The 14,060-nt window shown below is 65.4% G+C and carries 13 protein-coding genes and 2 tRNA genes; 8 read left to right on the forward strand and 7 right to left on the reverse strand.

Features of this window, described 5'->3' with window-relative positions:
• Positions 1 to 219 precede the first annotated feature (219 nt).
• The 4 genes from OSH10_RS00495 (at position 220) to OSH10_RS00510 (ending at position 3,360) form a co-directional block, all read left to right on the forward strand.
• Positions 220 to 1,461 carry an MFS transporter gene (locus OSH10_RS00495; protein WP_266329489.1) on the forward strand — a complete coding sequence of 414 codons (1,242 nt, stop codon included), beginning with the start codon at positions 220 to 222 and terminating at the stop codon, positions 1,459 to 1,461.
• Positions 1,462 to 1,554: 93 nt separating this feature from the next.
• The gene (locus tag OSH10_RS00500; protein ID WP_266329490.1) at positions 1,555 to 1,707 is read left to right on the forward strand and encodes a DUF3309 family protein; all 153 of its coding nucleotides are present in this window, start codon (positions 1,555 to 1,557) and stop codon (positions 1,705 to 1,707) included.
• Positions 1,708 to 1,871: 164 nt separating this feature from the next.
• Positions 1,872 to 3,113, forward strand: coding sequence for an MFS transporter (locus OSH10_RS00505; protein ID WP_266329491.1), 1,242 nt, complete (start codon positions 1,872 to 1,874; stop codon positions 3,111 to 3,113).
• Between the two features lie 100 nt (positions 3,114 to 3,213).
• A complete protein-coding gene (locus tag OSH10_RS00510; protein WP_266329492.1) occupies positions 3,214 to 3,360 on the forward strand; it encodes a DUF1127 domain-containing protein in 147 nt (48 codons plus the stop codon).
• Positions 3,361 to 3,384: 24 nt separating this feature from the next.
• Here the strand turns inward: OSH10_RS00510 and OSH10_RS00515 are convergent, their stop codons facing one another.
• A complete protein-coding gene (locus tag OSH10_RS00515; RefSeq protein WP_266329493.1) occupies positions 3,385 to 4,278 on the reverse strand; it encodes a trypsin-like serine peptidase in 894 nt (297 codons plus the stop codon).
• A 172-nt stretch (positions 4,279 to 4,450) separates the two neighbouring features.
• Between OSH10_RS00515 and OSH10_RS00520 the strand changes: the two genes are divergently transcribed.
• Positions 4,451 to 4,993: a sterol desaturase family protein gene (locus tag OSH10_RS00520; protein ID WP_266329494.1), complete on the forward strand. Its 543-nt coding sequence runs from the start codon at positions 4,451 to 4,453 to the stop codon at positions 4,991 to 4,993.
• Positions 4,994 to 5,254: 261 nt separating this feature from the next.
• Here OSH10_RS00520 and OSH10_RS00525 read toward each other — a convergent pair whose 3' ends face one another.
• The 3 genes from OSH10_RS00525 to OSH10_RS00535 all read right to left on the reverse strand — a co-directional run bounded on the left by OSH10_RS00525 (position 5,255) and on the right by OSH10_RS00535 (position 5,925).
• Positions 5,255 to 5,539: a DNA-binding protein gene (locus OSH10_RS00525; protein ID WP_266329495.1), complete on the reverse strand. Its 285-nt coding sequence runs from the start codon at positions 5,537 to 5,539 to the stop codon at positions 5,255 to 5,257.
• Between the two features lie 173 nt (positions 5,540 to 5,712).
• Positions 5,713 to 5,788: transfer RNA gene (locus OSH10_RS00530), tRNA-Lys, on the reverse strand.
• Positions 5,789 to 5,849: 61 nt separating this feature from the next.
• Positions 5,850 to 5,925, reverse strand: a tRNA-Lys gene (locus tag OSH10_RS00535).
• A 226-nt stretch (positions 5,926 to 6,151) separates the two neighbouring features.
• On the opposite strand from OSH10_RS00535, the gene OSH10_RS00540 reads away from it, so the two are divergent.
• A complete protein-coding gene (locus tag OSH10_RS00540) occupies positions 6,152 to 8,359 on the forward strand; it encodes an esterase-like activity of phytase family protein (RefSeq protein WP_407660662.1) in 2,208 nt (735 codons plus the stop codon).
• A 233-nt stretch (positions 8,360 to 8,592) separates the two neighbouring features.
• Here the strand turns inward: OSH10_RS00540 and OSH10_RS00545 are convergent, their stop codons facing one another.
• Together OSH10_RS00545 and OSH10_RS00550 are read right to left on the reverse strand one after the other, a co-directional pair.
• Entirely contained in the window at positions 8,593 to 8,952 is a 360-nt protein-coding gene (locus OSH10_RS00545; RefSeq protein WP_266329497.1) for a hypothetical protein, read from the reverse strand.
• 157 nt (positions 8,953 to 9,109) lie between these two features.
• Positions 9,110 to 10,678, reverse strand: coding sequence for a 2-isopropylmalate synthase (locus OSH10_RS00550; protein ID WP_266329498.1), 1,569 nt, complete (start codon positions 10,676 to 10,678; stop codon positions 9,110 to 9,112).
• A gap of 396 nt (positions 10,679 to 11,074) precedes the next feature.
• On the opposite strand from OSH10_RS00550, the gene OSH10_RS00555 reads away from it, so the two are divergent.
• Positions 11,075 to 12,163 carry a glycosyltransferase gene (locus OSH10_RS00555; protein ID WP_266329499.1) on the forward strand — a complete coding sequence of 363 codons (1,089 nt, stop codon included), beginning with the start codon at positions 11,075 to 11,077 and terminating at the stop codon, positions 12,161 to 12,163.
• A 436-nt stretch (positions 12,164 to 12,599) separates the two neighbouring features.
• Here OSH10_RS00555 and OSH10_RS00560 read toward each other — a convergent pair whose 3' ends face one another.
• Positions 12,600 to 13,508 carry a PhzF family phenazine biosynthesis protein gene (locus OSH10_RS00560; protein WP_266329500.1) on the reverse strand — a complete coding sequence of 303 codons (909 nt, stop codon included), beginning with the start codon at positions 13,506 to 13,508 and terminating at the stop codon, positions 12,600 to 12,602.
• A gap of 176 nt (positions 13,509 to 13,684) precedes the next feature.
• Here OSH10_RS00560 and OSH10_RS00565 point away from each other — a divergent pair, with 176 nt between their 5' ends.
• Positions 13,685 to 14,050, forward strand: coding sequence for a BA14K family protein (locus OSH10_RS00565; protein WP_266329501.1), 366 nt, complete (start codon positions 13,685 to 13,687; stop codon positions 14,048 to 14,050).
• The last annotated feature ends 10 nt before the right edge of the window (positions 14,051 to 14,060 follow it).

Raw genomic sequence — 14,060 nt, forward strand, 5'->3', positions numbered from 1 at the left:
ATACGGCACCGACACCTCAAGAGGGCGCAGCCAAGGCTGCGCCTTTTTTTTCGTTGAGGCCGGCTGGTTGCGACCAGAAGGTCACACGATCGGCCGCATTGCGACCCGATGGCTGTTCCGGATTGTCGCGGTCCCGGCGCGGGACTAGAGAGACGATCTGACCATCGCGCCGGGCGTCGCCTCGGCGCTCCCCGCATCAGAGGTCTGGACCTCCCACCCATGCCCGACACCAAGGCTGCGCACAGGCGCAAGAGCTTCGGCGCCTTCCAACATCGCGGCTTCCTGTTCTATTGGCTGTCCCGCCTCTGCGCGACCTTCGCCGTCAACATGGTGAGCGTCTCCGTCGGCTGGCAGGTCTATGACCTGACGCGCGATCCCTTCGACCTGGGCCTGATCGGGCTGGTGCAGTTCCTGCCGGCGCTGCTGCTCGTCCTGGTGACGGGCTCGGTCGCCGACCGCTTCAACCGCCGCATGATCATGGCGCTCTGCCTGGCCGGCGAAGCGTTTGCCGTGATGGCGCTGCTGGCCTTCACCATCTCGGGCAGCGAGATGGTCGTCATCGTCTTCGGCATCCTTCTGTTCTTCGGCATCGTCCGCGCCTTCATGGGCCCGGCCTCGCAATCGCTGGCGCCCAATCTCGTCCCGACGCAGGATCTCGCCAGCGCCATCGCCTGGAATTCCTCCGCCTGGCAGATCGCGACCATTGTCGGCCCCGTCGCCGGCGGCCTGCTCTATGGCATCTCGCCCGAGGCGCCCTATGCCGTGGCGCTGGCCATGATGATCATCGGCGCGATCCTGATCCTTTTGGTGCCGAAGCCGGCGCAGAAGATCCTCGGCGACAAGGCGAGCTGGGAGACGGTGATCGCCGGCTTCCGCTATGTCTGGAAGGAAAAGATCGTGCTCGGCGCGATCTCGCTCGACCTGTTCGCCGTCCTGCTCGGCGGCGCCACGGCGCTGATGCCGATCTTCGCTCGCGATATCCTGGATGTCGGCCCGTGGGGCCTCGGCCTGCTGCGCGCCGCGCCGGCCGTCGGCGCGCTGACCGTCGCCGCATGGCTCGCCTTCCATCCGATCCGCAACCATGCCGGCCTGCTGCTGTTCGCCTTCGTCACCATGTTCGGCCTGACCACTATCGTCTTCGGCCTGTCGACGCTGGTCTGGGTGTCCGTCGTCGCCCTTGTCCTGATGGGCGCCAGCGACATGGTGAGCGTCTATATCCGCGAAACCCTGATCCAGCTCTGGACGCCGGACGCGGTGCGCGGCCGGGTGAACGCGGTCAACATGGTGTTCGTCGGCGCCTCGAACGAGCTTGGCGAGTTCCGGGCCGGCATGTCGGCCGCCGTTTTCGGCGCCGTCAGCGCCGTGGTGATCGGCGGCGCCGGGACGGTTGCCGTGGCGGCGCTGTGGGCGCGCTTCTTCCCGGATCTGCGCCGCGCCCGCCATCTTGACGGACGGCCCTGATCCGCCACAGGAAGCGACAGACGCCGCCCTGCGCATGGAACCGAAACAGGCGCACCGCATTGAGCCTTATATGAGCCAATTCGGGGAGCTGACATGAGTACCATTCTTCTGATCATCATCGTGATCCTGGTGATCGCAGCATTGCCCAGTTGGCCGTACAGCTCCGGCTGGGGCTACTATCCGAGTGGCGGCCTCGGTCTGATCCTAATCATTCTGCTGATCCTGCTGCTGATGGGCAGGCTCTAGCCTGAGCCAGAAAATGGCCTCCCCCGGGAGGCCATTTTTCTTTGGCGCAACGCGGCGCCCGGCCCGCTCCTCGCGGCTAACCACGGGCGGATTGCATTCGAGCACTATCCCCGCGCCGCCCATTGCGGTAGCTGACGCATCCCTGCCTATGGATCGCGTCTCCCATGCAACACCCTGATTCCACCATCGACGAAGCCCGCACGCCGCGGGAACGCATGCTGGCCTGCCTGGTCGTCGTCATCGCCACCCTCTCGACCATGGTGTCGATCGACCTGGTGCTGCCGGCGATCCCGACCCTGCCCTCGTTGCTCGGCGGCGATCCGCAGGCGGCGCAATATGTACTCGCGACCTATATGGGCGGCTCCAGCATCGGCCTGATCCTGTTCGGCAGCATCGCCCATCGCTTCGACGCGCGAAAGCTGCTGGCCTGGTCGCTGCTGGCCTATGCGATCGTTTCGGCGCTGGCGGCGCTTTCGACCGATATCTGGACGCTCAACGCCATCCGCGTCGTCCAGGGCGCGACCTCGGCGGGCGCCGCGGTCCTCCCCGCCCCCATGCTGCGCCGGCTTTTCAGCGATACCGGCGCGGTGCGCGCCATTTCGGTCATCGGCAGCATCCAGTCGCTGGTGCCGGGCCTGGCGCCGCTGATCGGCGCGTGGCTGCTGCATGTCTCCGGCTGGCAGGCCTCGTTCATCGTGCCGGCCGTACTGGGCGGGCTCGTCTCCATCGTCATCTTGCTCAAGCCGTCGCTGCTGCCGGCCAATCCGCAGATGCAGGCCGGCCAGACGCGCGGCGGCTATTGGGCGCTGCTCCGCAATCGTCCCTATCTGCGCTATGCCCTCAGCCACTCGCTGATCCTCGGCGGCCTGATCACCTTCGTCTTCAGCGCACCCTACATCATGGTCGAGACCATGGGCGGCACGGTCGAGGGCTTCGTCCTGTTCCAGCTCCTGAGCGTCGCCATGTTCGTGGTGACCTCCAATCTGGCCGGCGTGTTCGTGCATCGCTGGGGTCCGGAGCGACTGGTCACCATCGGCACGCTTATGGTCGGCGCCTCGGCGATCGCCCTTCTGGCCTACGCCTTTGCCGGCGGCTCCAGCATCGTCGTGCTGCTGTTCATCATGCTGCCCGTCCCGGGCGGGCTGGGGCTTCGCGGCGGCGTCGGCTTCGTCAAGTCGCTGGCGGCTTCCGCTCCCGACGAGGGACGCGGTTCGGCGGCGCTGATGCTGGCGATCACGCTGCTGCCGACCATCGGCACCGCCCTCGTGGCGCCGTTCATCCAGTTCGGCCTGCCGGCCCTGGCCATCGCCTTCGCGGTCATCACCCTGCCGGCGATCGCCGCGATCTACCTGCTGCCGCGCTATGAGGGCGCGGCGACCAGCACGACGGCGGGGCATTTCGGCTAGCCGCCGCGCGCCGTGACAGCGTTCACAGCGCCCGGCCTGACGCTACGGTATCAACCCCTCGCCGACGAATAAACCGCCGGCCTTGCAGGGAGATACCATCATGAAGAACGCGCTCAACCTTCCGCGCTGGCTGCGTCGCCGCCAGGATCGCCGGATCCTGATGTCGATGGACGACCGCATGCTCGCCGATGTCGGCATCAGCCGGTCGCAGATCGACCTCTACATCTCCGGCGCGCGCGGCCGCTGAGATGACCGGGATCCGTCCCCAGCGTCAGGAACCGCCGGCAGCCATTGCCCGGCCGGCGGCGAGAATGGCGGCGTCAGCCCCCAGGGCTGTGGTGACGCTGCCGCCCTTCTCGCTATAGGGCGCGCCCTTGTAGCGCGGATCCCGCCACGGCCCCGTGGTGATGGTGATGCCGCGAAACACCAACTGGCCATTGACGCGTGACAGGTTCATGCCGCCGGACGAGGCGCCGGTCGCATCGCAATCCGTCCGGAAGAACGAGGTCGCCGCCGCCGAGCGCGACTTGTCGATGGCGCGCCGCACCTGGCACCCCTGCGCGACGGGAATATCGCGATCGACTTCCTTCTCCATCTCCGCCGGATGCGCGGTGATGACGATCAGCTTGTCGCCATTCTGCACCGGCACGTCCGGCGCAACCGGAAACGGCACGGCGCCCGCCAGCGGCTCGACCAGCCGCACGATCGCATAATCATTGTTCGAACCCGCCTTCGGCTTCTTCGAGCCAAAATGTGTCCGGTCGTCGACAATCAGGTCGATCATCGGCCCATCGACGCTCTGCGGGCGGAAGAAGCATTTCCAGCGCCGCTTGCCCGAGGGCTCGAAGAAGACATGCGCCGCGGTCAGAATCTGCTGGTTGGTCAGGAACAGCGCCGCCGATCCGACGGAGGGCGAAGGCGACAGGCAGCCGACATAGCCCGAGACGCTGCGGATGCGCGAAATCTCGCTGCGGGAGAGGCCAAGCGACGGCCCGATCTTCAGCAGCGAATCGCGGTCGTCCGTACCATCGATGATGTTTACGCGCTGCAGCAGCGGCGCCGACCGCCCCGACTGCACGTCGGCGAAGCCGATCCGCGTCGAGAGATCGATGGCCTGGGCAGCGGCGGGAAGCAGCAGGGCGAGGCAGAAAGTGAGGATGCGCATGGCCCGACCATGCCACGCCCATGCAATGCCGTCACCTGCCTACGGGGCGGCAAACGAGCCTCTCGAACATATTTGGTCGCACCCTTGGATCGCCACTTGTAGTCAAGCTGTTAAGCTGGCTCAATTCAAGGTGACGCTCCTGTAGACGTGTAATCCAGACTAGGTTGGCGAAATGCAGTTGAGACCCGTCACGTATTATTCCGACTTCGTCGTCTATCCAATCACCCTGGCCGGGCTGATCTTGGCGGTCGTGCTCTGGCAGGGACACATCAATCCTCTCGTCTGGATCGCCGCCTTTGGCGTCGGCCTGTGCGTGTGGACCTTCGCCGAGTATTGGATCCATCGCGGCATCCTGCACAACGTTGTCTATTTCCGCGATCTGCACGAGACGCACCACGCCGCGCCGACCGCGCTGATCGGCACGCCGATCTGGCTCTCCTTCTTCGTCATCGCCGCCGTCGTGTTCTGGCCGAGCTGGCATTTGTTCGGCTTCGGCGTCGCGAGCGGCTTCACGGCCGGCGTCACCACCGGCTATCTCAGCTACAGCTTCGTGCACCACGTGCTGCACCACTGGCACCCGCCGCACGATTCCTATCTGTACAAGGTGAAGCGCCGGCATGCCCTGCATCACCACAGCGCCGACGAGGGCAATTTCGGCGTCACGACGCTGTTCTGGGATCACGTCTTCGGAACCACGTTGCCGAAGGCCCGGTGAAGAGACCGGCAGAGCCCTCACCCTCGGAAAAGTCGGCTCTTACTTAGGGATCGCGGATAGCCGGCAGCCAGCGCAAGGGGGTGAGAAAGCCCCTCACCCAACCCTCTCCCGCAAGCGGGCGAGGGCTTCTGGCCAGCTTGGCGGCGCCCTCGAGACCGAACTGGCGGGCCTCGACCTGCTCCCTCTCCCGTCCACGGGAGAGGGCTGGGGTGAGGGTCTTTCGGCGTTTGGCCACAAATCTCAGTTGTCCGAAATCAACCTTCAGCCGTCATTCGCCGAGCTGAGTTCTTCCGGCCGCTTGCCCTCGTCGACCTGGCTGCGCTGGAGCCGCACGCCGGGCCCGCCCTCGAGCATCTGGCCCTCGTCCTCGAAGATGATGCCGGCAGCCTGCAGCGTGTCCCGCAGCGTCTCGTAGACGTGCGGCGGAACAACTTCACCGCCATCGAAGCGCAGCGCCGCATCCACCGGAACACCCGCGTGCCGCGCCAGATCCTCTACGCTCCAGCCAAGCCCCGCCAGCGCCATCCTGCATTGAAGGACATTCATCTCGGCTCACCACTCCTTGTTGTCGTCGAGCCAGTAGACCATCCGCCCGCCCGCTGGGCAATCAACCGCGCGGGCGCCGGGACGTTCCCGAAGCGGACCGAGAAGGCGGAGGGTATGGAAGGGGACCGAAACGAACAAGGCCGCCAGTCGGAGACTGGCGGCCTTGTCGAAGATGGTGGGTGCACTAGGGATCGAACCTAGGACAAGCTGATTAAGAGTCAGCTGCTCTACCAACTGAGCTATGCACCCATTCGCTGACATTACAGAGCGAAAACAAGAAGGCTCTGGAACCCGCGAACGGTCGGTAATTTGGTGGGTGCACTAGGGATCGAACCTAGGACAAGCTGATTAAGAGTCAGCTGCTCTACCAACTGAGCTATGCACCCATTCCGTGGCGGCCTCGAAGCCTTCGCCGCGACGCCCGGAACGAGGCGGTATGTAGCAAAGCGCTCCCGGCCTGTCCAGCCGCCCTTTCAATGGACTGTGGAAATCTTCGAAAGCCAGGCGGCAAGCCACGGGAAACTGTCATTCCCCCGTCATGCGCGGTGGGTCTATTGCCGGCAATCCTTGGCGCACCTCGCCCCGGACCTCTCTGAAATGATTGAGGAAACCATGCTCAAGCCGATCCTGCGCAGCGCGCTCGCAGCCAGCCTCCTGGCGGGCACCGCCCTCGCCTCCCATGCCGCGGAAAACTTCAACCGCATCGCGACCTTCCATGTCGTCGACAACCTGCCTGCCGATGCCGACGCGAAGAAGAAGACGGTCGCCGAGATCATCACCGCGACCGCCGACGGCAAGACGCTGGTCTATACCGACAGCCCCGGCGAGCGCATCGGCTTGATCGACATCACCGATCCGAAGGCCCCCAAGCCGGCCGGCACCGTCGCGCTCGGCGGCGAGCCGACCTCGACCGTCGTCGCCAATGGCTACGCCCTGGTCGGCGTCGTCACCTCCCAGTCGAAGAGCGAGCCCTCGGGCCATCTCGCCATCGTCGATCTCGCCACAAAGACGGTGAAGGCGACCTGCGATCTCGCCGGCCAGCCGGATTCGCTCGCCAGGAGCCCGGACGGCAAATTCCTCGCCGTCGCGATCGAGAACGAGCGCGACGAGGACATCAACGAAGGCGCCATCCCGCAGCTGCCGGGCGGCAACCTCACGAGCTTCGCGATTCAGCCCGATGGTTCCGTCGATTGCGCCAGCAAGACGGTCATCGACGTCACAGGCCTTGCCGAGATCGCGCCAACCGATCCGGAGCCGGAATTCGTCGACATCAACGAAAACAACCAGGTCGTCCTCACCCTGCAGGAGAACAACCACATCGTCATCGCCGACCTCGCCACCGGCAAGATCGTGAAGCATTTTTCGGCCGGCACCGTCGATCTCGACGGCATCGACGTGAAGAAGGACGGCGTGATCGACCTTTCCGGCAAGATGGAGAAGGTCGCCCGCGAGCCGGACGGCGTGCAGTGGATCGACAAGGAGCGGTTCTTCACCGCCAATGAGGGCGACTGGAAGGGCGGCTCGCGCGGCTTCTCGATCTTCAACATCGACGGCACGCTCGAATATGACTCGGGCACCGCGCTCGAATACGAGACCGTCCGCCTCGGCCACTACCCCGAAAAGCGCAACAAGAAGGGCAACGAGCCGGAAGGCGCCGAAGTCGCGACGTTCGGCACGGACAAGCTGATCTTCGTCGGCTCCGAGCGCGCTTCGCTGGTCGGCGTCTACAAGGACGAGGGCGCCGGTAAGGCCCCGACCTTCCTGCAGGCACTGCCGGGCGGCATCGGCCCGGAAGGCCTGCTCGCCATCCCCTCGCGCAACCTGTTCGTGACGGCCGCCGAAAACGATCTGCGCGAGGACGGCCTGATCGGCTCCGTCGTGACGATCTATGAGCGCAGCGACGCGCCGGCCGCCTACCCGACCCTCGTCTCCGCCGACAAGAACGGCAAGCCGATCGGCTGGGCCGCCCTCTCGGGCACGGTCGCCGACGCCAAGGGGGCCGGCAAGCTCTACGCCGTCATCGACAGCGCGCAGAAGATCGGCCGCATCCTGACCATCGACGCCACCAGGACCCCGGCCGTCATCACCGATGAGATGACGGTGACCAGGGATGGCAAGCCGGTCGAGAACCTCGACCTGGAAGGCATCGCGCTTGCAAGCGATGGCGGCTTCTGGCTCGCCTCGGAGGGCAATCCCGAGCGCGAGAAGAACAAGACGCAGTCCTCCCTCGTCCGCGTCGACGCCAGGGGCGTCGTGCAGGAAGAGATCGCCCTGCCGGAGGCGCTGGCCGCCAACGCCACCCGCTTCGGCTTCGAGGGCGTCACGGTGGTCGGCACCGGCGTGGACGAGACGGTCTGGGTGGCCGTGCAGCGCGAATGGAAGGACGATCCCAAGGGCTTCACCAAGCTGCTCGCCTACAAGCCTGCCTCGAAGGAATGGGCCGCCGTGCTCTACCCGCTCGACAAGGCGGAAAAGGGCTGGGTTGGCCTGTCCGAGCTGACGGCGGTCCCCGGCGGCCTCGTCGCCATCGAGCGCGACAACCAGATCGGCCGCGACGCGAAGATCAAGAAGCTGACCTTCGTCTCGCTGGACGGCGTCAAGCCGGCCCCGCTCGGCGGCGAACTGCCCAAGGTCGCCAAGGAAGACCTCTACGACCTGCTGCCGGCCCTGCAGGCGACGAATGGCTACGTGCTCGACAAGATCGAGAGCTTCGCCATCGACGCCGCCGGCAATGGCTATGCGATCACCGACAATGACGGCGTCGACGACCATTCCGGCGAGACGCAGTTCCTGCGCCTGGATCTTTCCCTGCCGAAATAAGACGGTCTTCGAATGGACGAGAAACGGCGTCCTGCGCAAGCAGGGCGCCGTTTCTCTTTTTGGGACGCTGTTTCGCTCAGCGAGGGCCGATTCCACGGCTGCCCAAGGCTCAACCATCACCTGAGGTGACGGGCGAGGCCTGGCCTCGAAGGAGGGTCCAGCAAGCCTGGGGGAGATTTCTGGGGCTCGACGATGGACCGGCGTCTCGCGGCCCGAGCGCGCGTTACGATCATCTAGCGCCCAGCAAGAGGCGTCTTCGTCCAATCGACGGCGAAGCAACGCTGCTGCTCCATAGTCATGGCCTCAGTAGTTTCGAGGCCAAGGTCCTTGTAAAGCCGTGCATCTGGCGACGGCATACCGGTCTGCTTCGAAACGACCAACACCGACAGCACTGGCCAACCAGCCTTGTGGCACCTGAGGGCGATGCCGCCCAGCGTGTCGCCCCACCCTCTGTCCGTACCTCCGAACTCGCGTGTCAAATCTCCGTAGGTGACAGTCTCCCTTCGCGCAGCCGCAGCCGCTATGTGTTGCGCCACATCAAACCGAAACGCCTTCTCCATCTTGCGCCGATGGGCTTCGGATATTTCCGGCATACGCCTCTCCCCGTCCTGAGCCAACTTGTAGTCGACATCATTTTAACGGGTTCCACCAACGCTCTCGCTTATCAACAACGAACCCACGGGCGGTCGCCCAAACGAAAACGGCCGCGTCATCGACGCGGCCGTTTCTCATTTCAAGCAGGCTAGAAGATCAGGCGTTGACGGCTTGGGCGTGCTGGCGCTGGCGCTTCACCATCAGCTTGTTCAGGCTGGAGAGATACGCCTTGGCCGAGGCGACCATCGTATCCGGATCGGCGCCCTTGCCGGTGACCGACTTGCCGTCCTCCTCGAGGCGGACCGAAACCTCGGCCTGCGCGTCGGTGCCCTCGGTAACCGCGTGCACCTGATAGAGCGACAAGGTCGCCTCATGCGGCACGATCGCCTTGATCGCGTTGAAGATGGCGTCGACGGGGCCGTTGCCGGAGACTTCCTTGGTGACATGCGAGCCTTCGACGTCGAGGCTGATGATCGCCTTGGCGGCGCCGCCGGTGCCGGCGATGACGGTCAGCGACAACAGGCGGATCGACTCGGCGGCGGTCGCGACCTCGTCGCCGATCAGCGCCTCGATGTCCTCGTCATAGACATGCTTCTTGCGGTCGGCCAAGTCCTTGAAGCGCTTGAAAGCGTCTTCCAGGGCGTTGTCGCCGACCTCGTAGCCCAATTCCTTCAGCTTCTCGCGGAAGGCATGGCGGCCCGAATGCTTGCCCATCACCAGCGAGGTCGCCTTCACGCCGACGCTCTCCGGCGTCATGATCTCGTAGGTTTCGGCGTTCTTCAGCATGCCGTCCTGGTGGATGCCGCTTTCATGCGCGAAGGCATTCCGCCCGACGATCGCCTTGTTGTACTGGACCGGGAAGGCCGAGACGTTGGAGACAAGCTTCGAGGCGCGGGTCAGCATGGTCGCGTCGATATTGCTGTCATAGGGCATGACATCGCGGCGGGTGCGGATCGCCATGACGATCTCCTCCAGCGCCGCGTTGCCTGCGCGCTCGCCGAGGCCATTGATCGTGCATTCGATCTGGCGCGCGCCACCGGCGACGCCGGCCAGCGAATTCGCGACGGCCAGGCCCAGATCGTTGTGGCAATGGGTCGAGAAGATCGCCTTGTCCGAATTCGGCACGCGCTCGATTACCTCGCGGAACATCGCCGCATATTCTTCCGGCACGGCATAACCGACCGTATCGGGCAGGTTGATCGTGGTGGCGCCGGCCTTGATCGCGGCATCGACGCAGCGGACCAGATATTCGATCGGCGTGCGGGTAGCGTCCATCGCCGACCACTCGACGTCCTCGACCAGGTTGCGCGCCTGCGCCACCGTGGCGGCGATGATGTCGAGCACCTGCTCCTCGGTCTTGCGCATCTGGTGCGCCAGATGGATCGGCGAGGTCGAGACGAAGGTGTGGATGCGCGAACGCTTGGCGATGCGTACCGCCTCGCCGGCCCGGATGATGTCGCCGGAGATGGCGCGGGCGAGGCCGGCGATGGTGACGGTGTCGCCGGCGCGCTTGGCAATCTCGTGCACGGCCTCGAAATCGCCCTGGCTGGCGATCGGGAACCCGGCTTCGATCACGTCGACGCCCATGTCTTCGAGCAGTTCGGCGACTTCGATCTTTTCTTCGAACGTCATCGAGGCGCCGGGGCACTGCTCGCCGTCGCGCAGGGTCGTGTCGAAGATGACGATCCGGTCCTTGGACGAGGACGAGTTGGCATTCGCGGTCATTCTGGTCTTCCTTATCGGGTGCCCGACGCGCGCATGGCGATCAGGGCATGAATGGCGGAGGTCTTCGCTTTCATTCCCCTGAGTGCCCGCCCGTCATGGGGCAGCCGACGCTCAGGGGCGTCTAAGGAGAAGCAGACCACGAAGAGCGGACATGGCACGGCCGGTCGCGTCGGACGCAACCTGGAACCCGGAACCATGAATCGTGAAGAGCTGCACGCTCTCGCCCTCGTTTGCATTCCGCCGGACCGCGCGGCGTCGCGCCGGGATCAGACTGCAAGACCCATAGCAAAGGACACCCACCAGAAGCAAGGCGACAATCGGGCCTTCGCCGTTTCTGTTGCATGGGGATTTGGCGGGTTGCTATAGACCACGCGAAGCAGAGGACCGGGCCCCACCATGACCGTCGACGAAGCCAGGACGCGTGGCGGCCGCCCGTTGCGCATTCTCGATATCAACACGCGCCTGTTCCATCATGCCGCCCCCGACCAGACGGACTTCTTCTGGTCCGGCCGCAAGCCCGGCGGCGCGAACGCGCCCCTGCTCGGCCCCGGCGCGTTCTTCCGCACGATGCGAATGCTGCGCGACGGCGACTATGATCTCGTCGTCGTCGACGGGCCGACGCTTCCCGCCTGGCATCCGCGCACCTGGCTGACGGCGCTGCGCGATTATCACGTTCGCGCGCCCAAGGCGCTGTTCGCGATAGCCGCCACCCGGCTGATGCACCGCTTCCACGACGTGCCCGTGGCGGTGATCGACATCAATGATTCATTCGGCGTGGGTAAGCACAATTTCCGGCTGATCGACCGCTGCCACAGCTATTTCAAGCGCGAGCTGACCGCCGACAAATGGCAGGTGTTCTTCAAGTCGAGCCATTGGGACCTGCCGGGTCGGCGCTGGCGGCTGAAGAAGAGCTCGCAACGCCGGATCCACAAGCTGAAGCCGATCCATCTCGGCTATCCCGGCAGGCTCGCCAGCCAGCCGACGACGGTGAAGACGTCGGACGTGTTCTTCGCCGGCGACACGCACCCGAACAGCAGCGTGCGCAGCGAAGGCATCGAGGAATTGCTGGCGTTGCGCAACGAGGGCTACATCATCGACGTCCCGGATGGCCCGCTCGATCGGGCCACCTTCCACCATCGCCTCGCCTCGGCCCGGCTCGCCTGGTCGCCGATGGGCTATGGCTGGGATTGCTATCGCCACTACGAGTCGAGCGAACTCGGCACCGTGCCGGTGATGAACTATCCGACCATCTGCCAGCACAGGCCGTTCCGCAACGGCGAGCATTGCTTCTACTATTCGCCGGAACCTGGCGGCCTCTCGCGCGCCGTTCGCGGCGCCCTGCAGGACCCCGACCGCCTCGCCGGCATGGCCGTCGCGGCGCGGGCCTTCACGCTGGAAAACCACACGATCCGCGCCCGGGCGGAATATGTCGCCACGACGGTGCTGGGACGCGGGCTGGACGGAGAACCGGCGGCGGTGGCGTGAGAGAGCCCTACGTTGACATCGTAGGGGGCAGAAGGTCAGATCAGGCTCCGTTTCGACAGGGCTGGACAACTTCCCTCACCTCTCCCTGAGGGAGAGGTGAAGAAAGCCTCTAACCGCACCGCCATCATCCTGAGGTGCTTCGCGCCAGCGAAGCCTCGAAGAAGGGTCCAGCGGCGCACGCCAAGTTTTGCGGGTCTGACTTATCATTCCCTGCCTCTCCTTCGAGGCCCGGCTTCGCCGGGCACCTCAGGATGATGGCTGCGGGTGAAGCACGGAGCAGCAGGAAAAAAGCAAGCCCTTGCCCAACCTCTCCCGCAGCCAAGCGAGCGCTTTAGGGGCGCGCGTGACCGAGACGGCGGAGCTCAATTTGCCACCTCTCCCGCGCGGGAGAGGGCTGGGGTGGGGGTCTTCTGGCGCAAGCCGACGCTTGCCGCCCCTAGATATCGAGCGTCCCGCGCCCGATCACCACGGCGTCGCCACCGATCCGGCTGGCGTCGAGGCCATGGTTCTCGATGTCGACCTCGAGCGAGATCAGGCTCGGGCGGTCGATCTCAAAACCCTGCTCGATGACGAAGCGATGCGTGCCCGAGGGCAACTGGTCAAAGGCAGCGACCGCGCCGGCGAAGGCGGCGGCGGCGGAGCCGGTCGCCGGGTCCTCGATGATGCCCTCGCCCAGCCAGAACATGCGCGCGTGGAACTGGTGCCCGTTGGTCGTGGTCTCGCGCGTGTAGAGATAGACGCTGCCGACGCCCTCCGGCAGCACGCTCTTCCAGTTCTGGATCACCGGCCGGGCGCGGGCGATGGCCGCGAGATCGCGAACCGGCGCCAGCAGATAGGGCACACCGGCCGAATAGACGGAGGGGCGATGGTTCTCGCAACCCAGTTGCGACGGCTCCAGCCCCAGCATCGCCGCCAGGGCGGCCTCGTCGATCTCGGCCTCGATCCTTTCCGCCTGGCGCGGCACGTCGAAGATGGCGTGGCCCGCCTTGCCGGAATGCAGCGCGACGGCGCAGCGTATGTCGCCGACCTTTTCCTCAACGACGAAGACGGCATCCTGCCCGGCTGCATCCGGGCCGAAGGTCTCCAGCGCCAGCAGCACCGCCGTGCCGACGGTCGGGTGGCCCGCGAAGGGCATCTCATAGGCCGGGCAGAAGATGCGCAGATGCGCGCGATGACCGGGCCGTTCCGGCGGCAGGACGAACACCGTCTCGGCCAGGTTGAACTCGCGCGTGATCGCCTGCATGCGCTCGTCGCTCAGCCCCTCGCTATCGAGGACCACGGCAAGCTGATTGCCCTGAAGCGGGGCTTTGGCAAAGACGTCGAGAAGGGCAAAACGGCGGGACAAGGCAACCTCATGCGTCGACCGGAACAGATTGCCCGTCATAGCACGGCGGCAAGCTGCGCGGCCTGTGTGATGGCATTCATAGCGGCGAAGGGCGCGTTTTGATGTGCTCCCGTCATTCAGCGAGCGTTCAGGTCGCCCCCTCTAGAACCGCATCCATGCCTACCGGAGATACCAGCATGAAGAAGATCGCAGCCGCCGCTCTTGCTACCCTCATCGGAATCACCGCCGTCGTCGGCACGGCGCAGACCGCCTCGGCCGAAAACGGCCGCAATGCCGCCCTCGCGGCCGGCGCGGCCGTGGGCCTCGGTGTCGGCGCCCTGCTCGCCGCGCCCCGTTACGACGATGGCTACGAGGTCGCCCCGCCCCGCTACGCCGCCCCGGCCTATGACGATGGCTACCGCGCACCGCCGCGCCGCGTCGTCCGCGCCAATTGGCGTGCCCACACCGACTGGTGCTACGACAACTATCGCTCCTATGACGAACGCACCGACACCTTCATCGGTCACGACGGCAACGAATATCGCTGCCGCGGTTCCTACTAAGCGCCCGTTT

It is taken from the genome of Kaistia defluvii (assembly GCF_026343955.1).
Taxonomy (GTDB): domain Bacteria; phylum Pseudomonadota; class Alphaproteobacteria; order Rhizobiales; family Kaistiaceae; genus Kaistia; species Kaistia defluvii.

Bases quoted from the DNA above. Each gene is read 5' to 3' on its own strand.
- OSH10_RS00495 (WP_266329489.1), top strand. From the start codon at position 220: ATGCCCGACACCAAGGCTGCGCACAGGCGCAAGAGCTTCGGCGCCTTC.
- OSH10_RS00555 (WP_266329499.1), top strand. From the start codon at position 11,075: ATGACCGTCGACGAAGCCAGGACGCGTGGCGGCCGCCCGTTGCGCATT.
- OSH10_RS00520 (WP_266329494.1), top strand. From the start codon at position 4,451: ATGCAGTTGAGACCCGTCACGTATTATTCCGACTTCGTCGTCTATCCA.
- OSH10_RS00550 (WP_266329498.1), bottom strand. From the start codon at position 10,678: ATGACCGCGAATGCCAACTCGTCCTCGTCCAAGGACCGGATCGTCATC.
- OSH10_RS00505 (WP_266329491.1), top strand. From the start codon at position 1,872: ATGCAACACCCTGATTCCACCATCGACGAAGCCCGCACGCCGCGGGAA.
- OSH10_RS00545 (WP_266329497.1), bottom strand. From the start codon at position 8,952: ATGCCGGAAATATCCGAAGCCCATCGGCGCAAGATGGAGAAGGCGTTT.
- OSH10_RS00525 (WP_266329495.1), bottom strand. From the start codon at position 5,539: ATGAATGTCCTTCAATGCAGGATGGCGCTGGCGGGGCTTGGCTGGAGC.
- OSH10_RS00565 (WP_266329501.1), top strand. From the start codon at position 13,685: ATGAAGAAGATCGCAGCCGCCGCTCTTGCTACCCTCATCGGAATCACC.
- OSH10_RS00515 (WP_266329493.1), bottom strand. From the start codon at position 4,278: ATGCGCATCCTCACTTTCTGCCTCGCCCTGCTGCTTCCCGCCGCTGCC.
- OSH10_RS00510 (WP_266329492.1), top strand. From the start codon at position 3,214: ATGAAGAACGCGCTCAACCTTCCGCGCTGGCTGCGTCGCCGCCAGGAT.
- OSH10_RS00500 (WP_266329490.1), top strand. From the start codon at position 1,555: ATGAGTACCATTCTTCTGATCATCATCGTGATCCTGGTGATCGCAGCA.
- OSH10_RS00540 (WP_407660662.1), top strand. From the start codon at position 6,152: ATGCTCAAGCCGATCCTGCGCAGCGCGCTCGCAGCCAGCCTCCTGGCG.